A 13,722-nucleotide genomic window follows, 5' to 3' on the forward strand; every position below is an offset into this window, starting at 1 on the left:
TGCGCCCGCCGCAGCGGGTCCTGGCCCGGGGCCGAGTGCGGAAGCGGGTGTGGGTCCGGGTGCGGGTGCAGCGACGGGTGCAGCGACGGGTGCGGCCACGGCCACCGCCGACGCAAGTGCTGCAACGGCCACGCCGCCGCTCGCGCCGCCGCCGCTGACGCCGCCCGCGCCGGACGTGTGCAAGGGCGCATTGGTCTACATCCAGGTGTACGGCCAGTCGGCGCGCGAACAGGCGCGCGCCTTCCGCAAGCCATGGCGCGCGCTGGGCGCCACCGTGCCGCCGGTGGAAGACGTGCTCGAAAGCTCGCGCGCCGCCGGCCGCGCACCGCCGGCAGGCCACCGGCAGCCCACCATCCTCTATCACGATGGCGCGCAGATTCCGTGCGCCGAGGCCATGGCGCGCACGCTGCTGCCGCCGGTCACGCGCTGGGCGGTGCGGCCGCTGGGCGACTATGTGCAGGCCACCAGCGGCACCATCGAGGTGTGGCTGCCGCGGCCGGTGCCCACGGCATCGGTGCGCGCGCCAGGCAGCGGCACGGCCGAGGGCTACTGAGTGGGAGCGTGCCGACGGGCTGCGGGACTACTCCGCCCCGCGCCGCCACACGTTCACGAACGACGCGAACTTGCCGCGCAGCGTTTGCCGGTCGTCCGACAGCGCGTCGATGAAGTCCGACAGGCGCTTGGACTTGATCATGGTGTAGACCGTGAGCCAGGTGGTGAGCGCGCCCACCACGGCGAAGTAGGCCAGCTTCCTGCCCAGCGGCGCATCGGCCTCGGCCAGCAGGTTCATGCCCAGGAAGCCGGTGGTGATGGTGCCGATCAGCCCGAACAGCGTCACCACCGTGAGCCGCACCACCGTGTTGGCCTGGCGGCGCAGGCTGTCGGCATCGAGGTAGGTGTTCATGTCGCCGATGCGCTCGCGTACCTCTTCGTACAGGGCGTCGGTGCCCAGGTGGCGCGCGCACAGGTGCGACAGCGCCTTCACCTGCGCCTGCTGCGAGATCTCGTGGAACCAGTAGCGGTGCGTGAAGCGCAGGAAGCGCTCGAAGCTGGCGCGGATGGCCCGCTTGAAGCGCTTGACGCTGCTGGTGCTGCGGATGTCCAGGCGCTTCAAGGCCTCCACCAGCTGGTCGGAGAACATCAGCAGCGAGGCCTTCTGGAAATGCGCGATCAGGAAGAGCAGGAAGTGCTGGTGCCTGAACTGCGCCAGCACGCCGCGGTCGCGGCAGCCGTAGAACTCGGAGCGCGCATCGCCCACCACGATGAGCGCGTGGCCGTTGCACAGGTAGCGCGTGTTGGGCGCGGCACCGGCGTCCATCCAGAAGCGGTCGTAGCAGTAGCGGGCCTCGAAGTCGGCCAGGTGCTCCTCGCCGTAGGGAAGCTGGCCCTGACCTTCGGCCGCGCCGGTGACCAGGCCCAGCCGCACGAAGTCGGCCCGCGTGAGCTTGCGCGGATCGTCCAGCGCCAGGTAGGCCATCATCGGCATGCGGTAGTACTCGATCTGCCGGTAGCGCAGCGCGCCGGGCTCGTCGGTGTGCTCGGCCACCAGCGGCTGCATCACGTAGGCCCAATGCGATGCGGTGCGCGGCGCACGGTGCGTGGCCACGTGCCGCAGGAAGGCCTCGCGGTCCTGGGCGTCGGAGCGCGCCAGCACGCGGCCCTCGGCATCGAGCCATTCCGAGCTGCTCATGCAGTGCAGGGCGGCGCCGCTCGCGTCCCAGCCGGCGGGGTAGGCGCGGCCGCATCGATAGAGCATCTCCTGCGCCTGGGCCAGGGAGAGGTCGTTGCCGGCCAGCTCGACGTTGAGGATCACCACGTCCACATCGAAGAAGAAGTACAGGTCGATGTGCACCACCTCGAGCGTGATGGGTGCGTCGCCCGCGCGCGGCACCACGCGCAGCGCGGCGATGTCATGGCGGCGGAACACGCGCAGGGGCGACTCGATGACCGGGTCGGCGCCCGAGGCGCTCCGGTTGGCCCGGCCTTCGCCGTACAGGAACTGCTGCACGTAGGGCAGGAAGCTCACGAACTCGTTGTAGTGGCGTTCGTGAAAAGCGTCGCTGCTGCCGGTGTATTCGTCGACCACCTCGCGCCAGGGCGAGGCGTCGCCCAGCTCGCGCATCAGCTCGGAGGCCGGGCGCCCCTGCCGTTCTGCGTTCTGGCCGTGCATGAGCCGCAGCGGCCACAGCAGCACCTGCCGCAGGTGCCTGACCTGGGGAGCTGCCGTCTCTTCTTGCTTTGCTTCGGGCAGCGCCTGTGCGATCACGCTTTGCATCGGGCCAGTGTAGGCGTCCAATGCACGGGCTGCGCATCGGGGACAGCCGGTACGTAGAATCCCTAGGTTGGCTGAAACCGGTTTCAGCTACAGTCCGTGCCAGCGTCGAAGAGGCGCTCAAGGTATTTGGACGAACCGGAGACAAGCCATGTGGAAGGATGACGACGAGCTGTTCGGCCTCATGCGCCAGCGCCTGTTTCCGGCGGTGGTGGGCGACATCCTCGACGGCATGGGCTACCTGCGCCAGTTCCTGCATCCGCAGATCAAGCCGGTGGAGCCGCGCATGGTCATCGCCGGCCGTGCGATGCCCGTGCTCGAGACGCTGTGCTTCGACGCCACCAGCGAGCAGGGCAAGTCGGAGGTTGCGCGCATGCCCTTCGGCCGCCTGTTCGAGGCGCTGGACGACCTGAAGCCCAACGAGGTGTACGTGGCCACCGGCTGCGCGCCGCAGTTCGCGCTGTGGGGCGGCCTGATGACCACGCGCGCCATGCATTTGAAGGCTGCCGGCGCGGTGCTCGACGGCTATTCGCGCGACACCAACGAGGTGCTGGAGCTGGGCCTGCCCGTGTTCTCGTACGGCGGCTATGCGCAGGACCAGGGTCCGCGCGGCAAGGTGGTGGACTGGCGCATCGGCGTGGAGATCAACGGCGTGCGCATCAACCCCGGCGACATCGTCTTCGGCGACCGCGACGGCGTGCTTGTCATTCCGCGGGAGGCCGAGGAAGAAGCCATCCGCAAGGGCCTGGAAAAGGCAAGCACCGAGAACCGCGTGCGCGACGCTATCAACAAGGGCATGAGCACCGTAGAGGCCTTTCGCACATTCGGCGTGATGTAGCGCCTGCATTTTTCTTTCTCTCGTTTTCCATGAACTACCAGTTCCAGTTCGACGCGGTGTTTGCCGCCTGGCCCCTGCTGCTCAAGGGCACGTGGATCACCATCCAGCTCTCGCTGGTGGCCACGCTGCTGGGCCTTGTCGTGGCCATCGTCTGCGCATGGGGCAAGACCTCGGGGCCGGCGCCGCTGCGCTTCGTGATCAACGCCTACATCGAGATCATCCGCAACACGCCCTTTCTGGTGCAGCTGTTCTTCTTCTTTTTCGCGCTGCCGGCCATCGGGCTGCGCTGGTCGCCCTACACCGCGGCGCTCACCGCCATGGTGGTGAACCTGGGCGCCTACGCCACCGAGATCATCCGCGCGGGCATCGAGTCCATTCCCAAGGGGCAGATCGAGGCGGGCAGGGCGCTCAACCTCAAAGGCTGGGAGATCTTCCGTTTTGTCGTCATCAAGCCCGCGCTCAAGGCCATCTACCCGGCGCTCACCAGCCAGTTCATCCTGCTGATGCTCAGCTCGGCGGTGGTGTCGGTCATCTCGGCGGACGACCTCACCTCGGTGGCGGCCAACCTGCAGTCGCAGACCTTCCGCAGCTTCGAGATCTACATCGTGGTGGCAGCCATCTACCTGGCGCTGGCGCTGGCCTTCTCGGCGCTGTTCAAGCTGATCTACCAGCGCGCCTTGAATTACCCCGACCGTCGATAGGAGCCGAATCATCATGCGTACCTTCGGCTATCCCGAATTCCTCTTCATTCTCGAAGCAGCCAAGTGGACGTTGGCGCTGTCGGCCATCGCCTTCATCGGCGGCGCCATCCTGGGCCTGGTGATCGCGCTGGCGCGCACCTCGGACAACCGGCTGGCGCAGGTGCTGTCCACCGGCTTCATCCAGATCTTCCAGGGCACGCCGCTCTTGCTGCAGCTGTTCCTGATCTTCTTCGGCGCACCGGTGATTGGTTTCGACATTAACCCGTGGATCGCCGCGGGCGTGGCGCTGGTGCTCAACAGCGCGGCCTTCCTGGGCGAGATCTGGCGCGGCTGCATCCAGGCCATTCCGCGCGGGCAGACCGAGGCGGCGCACGCGCTCAATCTGAGCTATGTGAACCGCATGCGCGACGTGGTGCTGCCGCAGGCCTTCAAGATCGCGCTGCCGCCGACCGTGGGCTACGTGGTGCAGATCATCAAGGGCACGTCGCTGGCGGCCATCATCGGCTTCACCGAAGTCACGCGCGCCGGGCAGATCATCAACAACGCCACCTTCCAGCCGCTGCATGTGTTCACCACCGTGGCCGCCATCTACTTCGCGATCTGCTGGCCGCTGTCGCTGCTGGCGGCGCGCATGGAGCGCAAGCGGGCACGCGCGCTGGCTCGCTGAACGATTTCCCTTTCTTCCAACTTCCTAACGGAGACGATTGACATGACCGCATCGATCATCACGCGCCGTGGCGCAACCGCCGTCCTCGCCGCCCTCGGCCTGGGTGCTGCTCTCTTCAGCTCGGCCGCTTCGGCGCAGAGCCTGGCCGACATCAAGAAGAAGGGCGAGGTCACCATCGGCATGCTGGTCGACTTTCCGCCCTACGGCACCACCAACGCGCAGAACCAGCCCGACGGCTACGACGCCGACGTGGCCAAGCTGCTGGCCAAGGACTGGGGCGTGAAGGCCAACATCGTGCCCGTCACCGGCCCCAACCGCATTCCCTTCCTGCTGACCAACAAGGTCGACCTGCTGGTGGCTTCGCTGGCCGTCACGCCCGAGCGCGCCAAGCAGGTGACCTTCTCGCAGCCCTATGCGGCCGCCACCATCGTGCTGTACGGCAAGAAGGGCGCCAACATCAAGAGCGCCACCGACCTGAAGGGCGTGCGCGTGGGCGTGGCCCGCGCCAGCACGCAGGACGTGGTCGTGACCCAGTCCGCGCCCGAAGGCACCGAGATCCGCCGCTTCGACGACGACGCCTCGGCCATGCAGGCGCTGATGTCCGGCCAGGTCGATGCCATCGGCTGCTCGGTCACCGTGGCGGCGCAGATCGCCAAGCGCGTGCCCGCCGGCACCTTCGAGGAGAAGTTCACCCTCAAGCAGCAGGCCATGGGCATCGCCATGCGCCCGGGCCAGGACGACCTCCTGAAGAACGTGAACGAGTTCGTGCAGAAGAACACCGCCAACGGCGAGCTGAACAAGCTCTACCAGAAGTGGCTGGGCGCCGACTTTCCCAAGTTCTGACCCGTTAGCGAAAAGACGACTGAGCGAGAAGCCGCAATGACGATGACTCACACCCTTGGCACCGACATCATCCAGATGGAAGGGGTCAACAAGTGGTACGGCCAGTTCCAGGTGCTGACCGGCATCAACCTGTCGGTGCGCACCGGTGAGCGCATCGTCGTGTGCGGCCCCTCGGGCTCGGGCAAGTCGACGCTCATCCGCTGCATCAACCGGCTCGAGCAGGTGCAGCAGGGCCGCATCGTGGTGGACGGCATCGACCTCACGGCCGGCGGCAAGAACGTGGACGCGGTGCGCGCCGAGGTGGGCATGGTGTTCCAGCAGTTCAACCTGTTCCCGCACCTGACCATCCTGCAGAACTGCACGCTGGCGCCGATGCGCTCGCGCGGCCTGTCGAAGGCCGAGGCGGAAGAGGTCGCGATGAAGTACCTCACCCGCGTGCGCATTCCCGAGCAGGCCAACAAGTACCCCAGCCAGCTCTCGGGCGGCCAGCAGCAGCGCGTGGCCATTGCGCGTGCGCTGTGCATGACGCCCAAGATCATGCTGTTCGACGAGCCCACCTCGGCGCTGGACCCGGAGATGGTCAAGGAAGTGCTGGACACCATGATCGGCCTGGCCGAGGACGGCATGACCATGCTGTGCGTGACGCACGAAATGGGCTTTGCCCGCAGCGTGGCCGACCGCGTGATCTTCATGGCCGACGGCAAGATCGTCGAGCAGGCGCCGCCGGAAGAATTCTTCAAGAATCCCAAGGACGAGCGCACGCGCCAGTTCCTGGGCCAGATCCTGAGCTCGCACCACCCCCACTGAAACGCGTCGCAAGGAGCCGCCATGCCGCCTGTCCTGATCTCACTCACCGCCTACGGCGCCGCCGAAGTCGGCCGCCACGGCCAGCCCTGGTTCGCACGACTGGCCAGCGAAGCGGGAGCGGATGCCGTCGAGGTGCGCGGCGAACTGCTGCGTGACGACGGACTGCACGAAGAACTGGCCCTGCTGGCGCCGTTCACCGCCGTCTATTCCGAGCCCCTGCTGCTGTGGACGCCGGACGGCGAGCTGGACACGGGCGCGCTGGAGCGCGGCATCACGCGCGCCACGGCGCTGGGCGCGCCGCGACTGAAGATGTCGATCGGCGGCTGGGCGCGTGCCTCTGGCGATTCGCTCTTCGAGCTCAAGTCCATCCTGGCCGAGCACCCGGCCGTCGAACTGCTCATCGAGAACGACCAGACCGAAACCGGCGGCACACTGGGCGCGCTGCAGGCCTTCTTCGCCGCGGCCGATGCCGCGGGGCTGCCGCTGCCCATGACCTTCGACATGGGCAACTGGCATTTCGTCGGCGAATGCCCGCTGCGCGCCGCCGAGGCGCTGGCCTCGCGCGTGCGCTACGTGCATTGCAAGGGCGTGCAGCGGCTGCCCGCCAAGTGGGTGGCCGTGCCTATGGTCCAATCCGTGGCGCCGTGGCGCGCGGTGCTGCGTGCGCTGCCCGCCACCGTGCCCCATGCCATCGAATACCCGTTGATGGGCGACGACCTGCTGGCCGTCACCCGCGAAGAAATCGCGCACCTCCGGCGCCTGCGCGCCGCCGCCCCATGACCCGACTCTCTGCCGACCCTTCCGCCTTCGACGTTGCGTTGTTCGGCGAGGCCATGCTGCTGCTGGTGGCCGACCAGCCCGGCCCCATCGAGAACGCGCAGGCCTTCCACAAGCGCACCGCTGGGGCCGAGACCAACGTGGCCATCGGCCTGTCGCGCCTGGGCCTGAAGGTGGGCTGGGCCAGCCGGCTGGGCACCGACTCCATGGGCCGCTCGCTCATCGCCACCATGAAGGGCGAGGGCATCGACTGTTCGCACGTCATCTGCGACGAAACGCAGAAGACCGGCTTCCAGTTCAAGGGCCGCGTCACCGACGGCAGCGACCCGCCGGTGGAATACCACCGCAAGGGCTCGGCCGCCAGCCACATGGGCCCGCAGGATATTGACGAGCCCTGGCTGCGATCGGCGCGCCACCTGCATGCCACCGGCGTGTTCCCCGCCATTTCGGCAAGCGCGTTGCAGGCCGCGGTCAAGTCCATGGAAGTGATGCGCGCTGCCGGCCGCACCATTTCCTTTGACACCAACCTGCGGCCCACGCTGTGGCCATCCACCGAGGTGATGCGCGAGCAGATCAACCGCCTGGCCGCCATGGCCGACTGGGTGCTGCCCGGCATCGAGGAAGGGCTGCTGCTTACCGGCCACGACCAGCCCGAAGCCGTGGCGCGCTTCTACCGCGAGCGCGGCGCCAGCCTGGTGGTGGTCAAGCTCGGCGCGGCCGGTGCGTACTACGACGGCGAGGACTGCGGCACCGGCTTCGTGGCGGGCTTTCCGGTCGCGAAGGTCATCGACACGGTGGGCGCGGGCGACGGTTTCGCGGCCGGCGTGGTCAGCGCGCTGCTGGAAGGCAAGCCGGTGCCTGAGGCCGTGCGCCGCGGCGCCTGGATCGGCGCCCGCGCGGTGCAGGTGCTGGGCGATACGGAGGGACTGCCCACGCGTGCCGAACTCGACGCCGCAGGACTCTGAAGCGACATGAGCGACAAGAAGAAGGTCCTGGTCTTCCGCGAACTGCCCGACGACCAGCTCGCCCGCCTCATCGCCGTGCACGACGTGACGGTGGCCAACCCGCGCATCGCGGCGCAGAAGGCCGCGTTCGATGCGGCCCTGCCCGGGGCGCAGGGCCTGATCGGCTCCAGCTACCCCATCGACTCGGCGGTGCTCGCGCGCGCGCCCAAGCTGGAGGTGGTCTCCAGCGTGTCGGTGGGCGTGGACAACTACGAGCTGGCCGCGCTGCATGCACGCGGCATCCTGCTGTGCCACACGCCCGGCGTGCTCACCGAGACCGTGGCCGACACGGTGTTCGCCCTGCTCATGGCCACCAGCCGCCGCGTGGTCGAGCTGGCCAACCTGGTGCGCGAAGGCCGCTGGAACAAGAACATCGGCCCCGAGCTGTTCGGCCGCGACGTGCATGGCAAGACCCTGGGCATCCTTGGCTTCGGCCGCATCGGCCAGGCCCTGGCCCGGCGCGCAGCGCTGGGCTTCGGCATGCCGGTGCTCTACCACGCAAGGCGCCCGGTCGACCTGGCCGCGCAGGCGCCCGAACTGGCGGGCCGCGCGCAGCACGCCAGCTTTGCCGACTTGCTGGCCCGGTCCGACATCGTGGTGGCCATGCTGCCGCTGTCGGAGAGCACGCGCGGCCTCATGAATGCCGACGCCTTCGCGCAGATGAAGCCGGGCTCGATCTTCATCAATGGCGGACGCGGCGCCACGGTGCGCGAAGACGCGCTGCTGGCCGCGCTGGACAGCGGCCACCTGCATGCCGCTGGGCTGGACGTGTTCGCCACCGAGCCGCTGCCGCTGGATTCGCCGCTTCGCACGCATCCGCGCGTGACGGCGTTGCCGCACATCGGCTCGGCCACGCACGAGACGCGCCACGGCATGGCGGTGCTGGCCACCAGCAACCTGCTGCAGGCCCTGGCCGGCGAGCGGCCGGCTGCCACCTACGACACCGGCGCAGGCGCATGACGCCTGTCCCGGCAGGCCCAGACAGACAACAACAAGGGGGGAACCTGCAATGAGCACACGCACTTCCGTGCAACGCCCGCCGGGCCGCGCCACCATTGCCGACGTGGCGAAGAAGGCGGGTGTTTCCAAGGCCACCGTCTCGCGCTTTCTCAACCATCGCGAGCGGCTGCTGAGCCCCGACATCGCCGCCAAGGTGGAGGCCGCGGTGGCCGAGCTGGCCTACGCACCCAGCCCGATGGCGCAGGCCCTCAGCCGAGGCCGCTCGCGCCTGATCGGCCTGGTGGTGGCCGACGTGAGCAACCCCTTTTCGGTGGCCGTGCTGCGCGGCGCCGAGAAGGCCTGCCAGCAGGCCGGCTACCTGCTGATGCTGTTCAACCTGGGCAACGACGGCAGCCGCGAGCGCGAAGCCATCGATGCGCTGGCGCGCTACCAGGTGGACGGCTTCATCCTCAACACCCTGGGCCGCGGCGCCACGGCGGTGGATGCCGATGCGCTGCACGGCAAGCCGTCGGTGCTGGTCGACCGGCGGCATCCCGGCATGCGCGCGGACTTCGTCTCGCTCGACAACCCGGGCGCGATGCTGGGTGCCTGCGAGCACCTGGCGGCGGGCGGCTACAAGGAGCTGCTCTACATCTCCGAGCCCTCCAAGGGCGTGAGCTCGCGCCGCGAGCGCATTGCCGCTTTCGGCGACTGCGTGAAGGCCCAGGGCGCGCGCATGGCCGGCGAGGTGTTCGAATGCCATGACGACTCGCACCCCGACGCCCATGCCGAGCTGGACCAGGCGCTGCTGGCCCTGAAAAAGCGCGCCGTGCGCGGCCGGCGTGCGGCGGTCGTGGCCGGCAACTCGGTGGTCACGCTGCGCGTGGCGGCGGCCATGACGCGGCTGGGCTGGACTTTCGGCTCCGACCTGGGCTTCATCGGCTTCGACGAAACCGAATGGGCCTCGCTCGTCGGCCCCGGCCTCACCACCATCGCCCAGCCGACCGACGACATCGGCCATGCCGCCGCCAGCTGCCTCATCGAGCGGCTGCAGGGCTTCGAAGGGCCGCCGCGCCAGCTGCTGCTGCCGGGGCAGCTGATCGTGCGCGGGTCTTCGAAGGGCCAGCCCTAGCGTGGCGCGCATTCATTACGGAATGCAACGAAAGAACTAATTTCCAGAGGGCAGTCGCATAATCGCCGCGCATTGACGCAAGAACAGGGAGGCGCAATGGAAGAGCTATTGGCCGCTCGGGCCCGGTGGATCCGGGCCTACTTCGATGGCGACGTCGACATGCTCGACAAGCTGGAGGCAACCGACTTCAGCTCGACCTGCAGGCTGGGCAACCAGACCAAGAAGGAGCAGCTCGAAGGCATCACCTCCGCGGTGCGTGAAGGCTGCTGGTTTGCCGATGGCAGCACCGGCGAGGACCTGGAGCGCCACATCCACCTGCTGGGCGACATCGCCCTGGTCCACGGCGTCATCCGCACCGAGGCCTTCGGGCAGTTGCCGCCCTCGGTGGCCTCCACCGAGGTGTGGCAGCGCGCCGGGCCGCATTGGCGGGTGCTGCGGCTGCACTTCAGCGCGGCCAGGCGCTGAAGCGGTGCGGGTGGTGGCCGCTCAGACGCCGAGCCAGGCGGTGAGCGTCTTTTCCACTTCCGCCGAAGGCGCCACGAATGCGCTGTAGCCCGAGGCCGCCAGGGCCTTCCTGCCCGCATCGCTGCTCGACAGATCCAGCAGAGTTTCGCGGACCTGGGCGGTGGTGTTCGCATCCAGCTTGGTGGATGCCAGCCACTGCTTGATCGGCACTGGGCGCGATTCGGCGCAAGTCTTGCCGCCGCTGCCCTTCCAGGCCTTGATCACGCCGGTCGAAGCTGTGGCGCCATAGGTGGTGAAGCCGTTTTGCACATAGAAAGGCACGGCGTCCTGGTAGCGCGTGTTCGACAGCTTGACGCTGCCCTCCGCCAGGCCCTGCTCCCGCAGCATGGCGCGGGTGATGACGCTGGTGATGGAGTCCGGGTCGGGCGTGACCAGGCTCTTGCCGGCGACTTCCTTCCAGTTGGTGATGGGCTGCGCGTCCTTGCACAGGAAGGAGACCTTGTAGTCGGTGTAGCCGGCGGTCCAGGCCACGCTCTTGTAGCGGCCCGACTTGGTGGCCTCGAAGGCCAGGTGCGCCGGGTGCAGGAACACCAGGTCCACCTGCTGCGCCTGCATGGCCGCGCGCGAGGCGTTGTAGGTGCTCAATATCTTGATGGAGACCGGCTGCTTCAGCGCCTTGCCCAGGGCATCGGCAATGGGGGCGAACTTGGCCTCGATCTCGGGGTCGGTCGCGCGGTAAGTCACGCCCTCCGTCACGCCGATCACCAGGCCCTGGGCCGAGGTGGCGGCGCTGGCCAGCAGCAGCGCCGCCAGAAGCGGCAGGCGGCTGCCGGTGCCAGGCAGCGCCTTGGAATGCGTCATGGGGAGCGGGCGCTGCGCGCGCGCGTGGCTGTCTTGCATCTTGTCTCCGGATCTCTTTGTTCTGCGTGGAAATCTGCTCGCGGACGGGGCGCCGCGCCGCTGTGTGTCCAAGGTCTACGGGACGGTCTTCGGCCCGGTGAGCGGGCGCCACCGGCCGCTCAGGAAGGCCGGCCAGGGCTCATGTCCATGAAGTCGGTCGCCGGAAATTCGCGGGCCGCGACGGCCCCGGCAGGGGCGGCCGGCTTGCCGAACTCCATGAAATCGGTCGGTGCAAAAGCCAGGTCGCGGCGCTGCTGGGCGTGGGCGGCCTGGCGGCGACGGGCCTGCTCGCGCAGGCGAGCCAGGTCGGCGCGGACTTCTTCCAGCGTGCGCATGGCCTGGGTGGTGGCTTGCGTGGCGGCGGGGTCGGTCGCCACCATCGGCTCCACCACGATGGGGACCAGGCCGGTCGGAACGGCGGGCCGGGCCGCGTGCGCGCGCAGCGGCATTTGACCCGGACGCGCCTTGACCGCATCCGCCGGTTTGGCGCGGGGCGGAAAGACCGGCTGGTTCAGGATTCGAATGATCGTGCCGAACAGTTGCGAAGCGTCCATGGCGGGCCAGACCCAAAGTTTTACCAAATGTTAATTTGAGTTTCAGGAAGTGCAAGAAATGGTCCGGCGTCAATCCCTCAACCTGTCAACAAATGCACGAAACGCCGTGGCCGCCGGCGGGGATTGGGGTCGAGGCGATACTTCGGACTTATGCAGATTGAAGAAAAGCCGCCCTTCGACACCCCCTTCGAATGGATCGGCGGCGAGCCCAAGGTGCAGGCGCTGGTCGACCGCTTCTATGACCTGATGGAACTGGACCCGGCCTATGCGCGGCTGCGTGCCGTGCACGGCCCATCGCTCGAGAACGCGCGGCAGCGCCTGTTCTGGTTCCTGTGCGGCTGGCTGGGCGGACCGCAGCACTACACCGACCGCTTCGGCCACCCCATGCTGCGGGCGCGCCACCTGCCGCAGAGCATCGGCGGCCACACCATCGGCATCAGGGAGCGCGACGAATGGCTGGCCTGCATGGACCAGGCCATGGGCGAGACGGGCGTGCCCGAGGGCTTGCGCGAACGCCTTCGGGGCAGCTTCTTCCAGACCGCCGACTGGATGCGCAACCGATAGAAGAACCCCAGGAGATTTCCGTGAACCCCATCGTCATCATCGGCGGCGGCCATGCCGCAGCCCAGCTGTGCGCCGGCCTGGCCGAGGCCGGCCAGGCCAGCCGCGTCCATCTCGTGTGCGAGGAAGCATGCGAGCCCTACCACCGGCCGCCGCTTTCCAAGACCTTCCTCAAGAGCGCCGACCAGGCCATGCAGCCGCACCGGCCGGCCAACTGGTTCCAGGATTCGGGCATCCACCTGCACCTGGGCGATCCGGCGGTGGCGCTCGACCGGGCGGCGCGCACGGTCACGCTGCGCTCGGGCACGGTGCTGCCTTTCGAGCGGCTGGTGCTGGCCACCGGCAGCCGGGCCCGGCGCCTGCCTGCGCTGGGCGATGCGGCGCTGGACAACGTCATCACCCTGCGCGCGGCCGACGAGGCGCAGCGCCTGCGCGAGCGGCTGGCGCAGGCGCAGCAGGTCACGGTGCTGGGCGGCGGTTTCATCGGCCTGGAAGTGGCGTGCACGGCGCTGGCGCTGGGCAAGAAGGTGCGCGTGGTCGAGGTGGCGCCGCGGCTGCTGGGCCGCGCCGTATCGCCGGCGCTGTCGGAACATGTGCTGCAGACGCATCGCGCGGCCGGCATGGACATCGTGCTGGGCGCCAGCGTTGGCGGTTTCCAGGCCCAGGGCGGCCGCCTGGCCTCGCTGGAAGTGAATGGCGAGAGCCAGCCGGTCGACCTGCTGGTGCTGGGCATCGGCGCGGTGCCCGAGACGGCGCTGGCGCAGGCCGCGGGCATCGAGTGCGCCGACGGCGTGGTGGTGGATGCGCACATGCAGACCAGCGACCCGGCCGTGCTGGCCGTGGGCGACTGCACGCGCTTTCCGGACCGTCGCGGCGGCGGCGGCGCGCTGCGGCTGGAGTCGGTGCAGAACGCCAATGACCAGGCGCGCACCGCGGTGGCCACGCTCACCGGCGCGCCGCGCGCCTACGACGCGCTGCCATGGTTCTGGTCGGACCAGGGCAGCCTGCGCTTGCAGATGGCCGGCCTGGTGCCGGCACAAGGCACGCCGGGCATGGTCACCGTGCGCCGCCCGGGCCCGAACGAGACGGCGTTCTCGCTGCTGCACTACGTGGACGGGCAACTGGTGTGCGTCGAATCGGTGAATGCGCCGATGGACCACATGATGAGCCGCAAGCTGCTGGAGGCCGGCAAGAGCCCGGCGCCCGAACAGGCGGCGGATGCGGCGGTGCCGCTCAAGAGCTTCCTGGGCTGAACGGCGCGG

At 68.7% G+C, this 13,722-nt stretch carries 16 protein-coding genes; 13 read left to right on the forward strand and 3 right to left on the reverse strand.

All coding sequences use genetic code 11. The annotated features are described in order from the left end of the window. A partial coding sequence (locus VSO01S_RS06150) for a hypothetical protein (RefSeq protein ID WP_218002319.1) occupies positions 1-553 on the forward strand: 553 nt, incomplete at its 5' end. Positions 554-580: 27 nt separating this feature from the next. On the opposite strand, the gene VSO01S_RS06155 is transcribed toward VSO01S_RS06150, so the two are convergent. Further along, positions 581-2,275, reverse strand: coding sequence for a magnesium transporter CorA family protein (locus VSO01S_RS06155; protein ID WP_068640923.1), 1,695 nt, complete (start codon positions 2,273-2,275; stop codon positions 581-583). A gap of 148 nt (positions 2,276-2,423) precedes the next feature. Here VSO01S_RS06155 and VSO01S_RS06160 point away from each other — a divergent pair, with 148 nt between their 5' ends. The 10 genes from VSO01S_RS06160 (at position 2,424) to VSO01S_RS06205 (ending at position 10,445) form a co-directional block, all read left to right on the forward strand. Further along, positions 2,424-3,110 (forward strand): RraA family protein, encoded by a 687-nt coding sequence (locus VSO01S_RS06160; protein WP_068640924.1) that lies wholly within the window; start codon positions 2,424-2,426, stop codon positions 3,108-3,110. A 29-nt stretch (positions 3,111-3,139) separates the two neighbouring features. After that, positions 3,140-3,811, forward strand: a complete 672-nt coding sequence (locus VSO01S_RS06165) for an amino acid ABC transporter permease (RefSeq protein ID WP_068640925.1) — start codon at positions 3,140-3,142, stop codon at positions 3,809-3,811. A 13-nt stretch (positions 3,812-3,824) separates the two neighbouring features. Further along, a complete protein-coding gene (locus VSO01S_RS06170; protein WP_068640926.1) occupies positions 3,825-4,478 on the forward strand; it encodes an amino acid ABC transporter permease in 654 nt (217 codons plus the stop codon). A 42-nt stretch (positions 4,479-4,520) separates the two neighbouring features. Then, complete coding sequence (locus VSO01S_RS06175) at positions 4,521-5,321, forward strand: transporter substrate-binding domain-containing protein (protein ID WP_068640927.1); 801 nt, start codon at positions 4,521-4,523, stop codon at positions 5,319-5,321. A gap of 42 nt (positions 5,322-5,363) precedes the next feature. Then, the gene (locus tag VSO01S_RS06180; RefSeq protein WP_068640999.1) at positions 5,364-6,128 is read left to right on the forward strand and encodes an amino acid ABC transporter ATP-binding protein; all 765 of its coding nucleotides are present in this window, start codon (positions 5,364-5,366) and stop codon (positions 6,126-6,128) included. Between the two features lie 21 nt (positions 6,129-6,149). Next, positions 6,150-6,908, forward strand: coding sequence for a sugar phosphate isomerase/epimerase family protein (locus tag VSO01S_RS06185; protein ID WP_068640928.1), 759 nt, complete (start codon positions 6,150-6,152; stop codon positions 6,906-6,908). Further along, positions 6,905-7,870: a sugar kinase gene (locus tag VSO01S_RS06190; RefSeq protein ID WP_068640929.1), complete on the forward strand. Its 966-nt coding sequence runs from the start codon at positions 6,905-6,907 to the stop codon at positions 7,868-7,870. The genes VSO01S_RS06185 and VSO01S_RS06190 overlap by 4 nt, the downstream gene beginning before the upstream one ends. 6 nt (positions 7,871-7,876) lie before the next feature. Then, the gene (locus VSO01S_RS06195) at positions 7,877-8,869 is read left to right on the forward strand and encodes a 2-hydroxyacid dehydrogenase (protein WP_068640930.1); all 993 of its coding nucleotides are present in this window, start codon (positions 7,877-7,879) and stop codon (positions 8,867-8,869) included. A gap of 49 nt (positions 8,870-8,918) precedes the next feature. After that, positions 8,919-9,980 (forward strand): LacI family DNA-binding transcriptional regulator, encoded by a 1,062-nt coding sequence (locus VSO01S_RS06200; RefSeq protein ID WP_068640931.1) that lies wholly within the window; start codon positions 8,919-8,921, stop codon positions 9,978-9,980. 96 nt (positions 9,981-10,076) lie between these two features. After that, a complete protein-coding gene (locus VSO01S_RS06205) occupies positions 10,077-10,445 on the forward strand; it encodes a nuclear transport factor 2 family protein (protein ID WP_084241710.1) in 369 nt (122 codons plus the stop codon). Between the two features lie 21 nt (positions 10,446-10,466). On the opposite strand, the gene VSO01S_RS06210 is transcribed toward VSO01S_RS06205, so the two are convergent. Beyond that, positions 10,467-11,345: a phosphate/phosphite/phosphonate ABC transporter substrate-binding protein gene (locus VSO01S_RS06210; RefSeq protein ID WP_153305147.1), complete on the reverse strand. Its 879-nt coding sequence runs from the start codon at positions 11,343-11,345 to the stop codon at positions 10,467-10,469. Between the two features lie 119 nt (positions 11,346-11,464). Next, on the reverse strand, positions 11,465-11,899 hold the full coding sequence (locus VSO01S_RS06215; protein WP_068640933.1) for a hypothetical protein: 435 nt from the start codon (positions 11,897-11,899) through the stop codon (positions 11,465-11,467). Positions 11,900-12,049: 150 nt separating this feature from the next. Here VSO01S_RS06215 and VSO01S_RS06220 point away from each other — a divergent pair, with 150 nt between their 5' ends. Both VSO01S_RS06220 and VSO01S_RS06225 read left to right on the forward strand, forming a co-directional pair. Further along, complete coding sequence (locus VSO01S_RS06220; protein ID WP_068640934.1) at positions 12,050-12,463, forward strand: group II truncated hemoglobin; 414 nt, start codon at positions 12,050-12,052, stop codon at positions 12,461-12,463. A 20-nt stretch (positions 12,464-12,483) separates the two neighbouring features. Next, entirely contained in the window at positions 12,484-13,713 is a 1,230-nt protein-coding gene (locus tag VSO01S_RS06225; protein ID WP_068640935.1) for an NAD(P)/FAD-dependent oxidoreductase, read from the forward strand. Positions 13,714-13,722: the final 9 nt, after the last annotated feature.

The organism is Variovorax soli NBRC 106424, assembly GCF_001591385.1.
Taxonomy (GTDB): Bacteria; Pseudomonadota; Gammaproteobacteria; order Burkholderiales; family Burkholderiaceae_C; genus Variovorax; species Variovorax soli.

Bases quoted from the DNA above. Each gene is read 5' to 3' on its own strand.
- VSO01S_RS06155 (WP_068640923.1), bottom strand. From the start codon at position 2,275: ATGCAAAGCGTGATCGCACAGGCGCTGCCCGAAGCAAAGCAAGAAGAG.
- VSO01S_RS06160 (WP_068640924.1), top strand. From the start codon at position 2,424: ATGTGGAAGGATGACGACGAGCTGTTCGGCCTCATGCGCCAGCGCCTG.
- VSO01S_RS06165 (WP_068640925.1), top strand. From the start codon at position 3,140: ATGAACTACCAGTTCCAGTTCGACGCGGTGTTTGCCGCCTGGCCCCTG.
- VSO01S_RS06170 (WP_068640926.1), top strand. From the start codon at position 3,825: ATGCGTACCTTCGGCTATCCCGAATTCCTCTTCATTCTCGAAGCAGCC.
- VSO01S_RS06175 (WP_068640927.1), top strand. From the start codon at position 4,521: ATGACCGCATCGATCATCACGCGCCGTGGCGCAACCGCCGTCCTCGCC.
- VSO01S_RS06180 (WP_068640999.1), top strand. From the start codon at position 5,364: ATGACTCACACCCTTGGCACCGACATCATCCAGATGGAAGGGGTCAAC.
- VSO01S_RS06185 (WP_068640928.1), top strand. From the start codon at position 6,150: ATGCCGCCTGTCCTGATCTCACTCACCGCCTACGGCGCCGCCGAAGTC.
- VSO01S_RS06190 (WP_068640929.1), top strand. From the start codon at position 6,905: ATGACCCGACTCTCTGCCGACCCTTCCGCCTTCGACGTTGCGTTGTTC.
- VSO01S_RS06195 (WP_068640930.1), top strand. From the start codon at position 7,877: ATGAGCGACAAGAAGAAGGTCCTGGTCTTCCGCGAACTGCCCGACGAC.
- VSO01S_RS06200 (WP_068640931.1), top strand. From the start codon at position 8,919: ATGAGCACACGCACTTCCGTGCAACGCCCGCCGGGCCGCGCCACCATT.
- VSO01S_RS06205 (WP_084241710.1), top strand. From the start codon at position 10,077: ATGGAAGAGCTATTGGCCGCTCGGGCCCGGTGGATCCGGGCCTACTTC.
- VSO01S_RS06210 (WP_153305147.1), bottom strand. From the start codon at position 11,345: ATGCAAGACAGCCACGCGCGCGCGCAGCGCCCGCTCCCCATGACGCAT.
- VSO01S_RS06215 (WP_068640933.1), bottom strand. From the start codon at position 11,899: ATGGACGCTTCGCAACTGTTCGGCACGATCATTCGAATCCTGAACCAG.
- VSO01S_RS06220 (WP_068640934.1), top strand. From the start codon at position 12,050: ATGCAGATTGAAGAAAAGCCGCCCTTCGACACCCCCTTCGAATGGATC.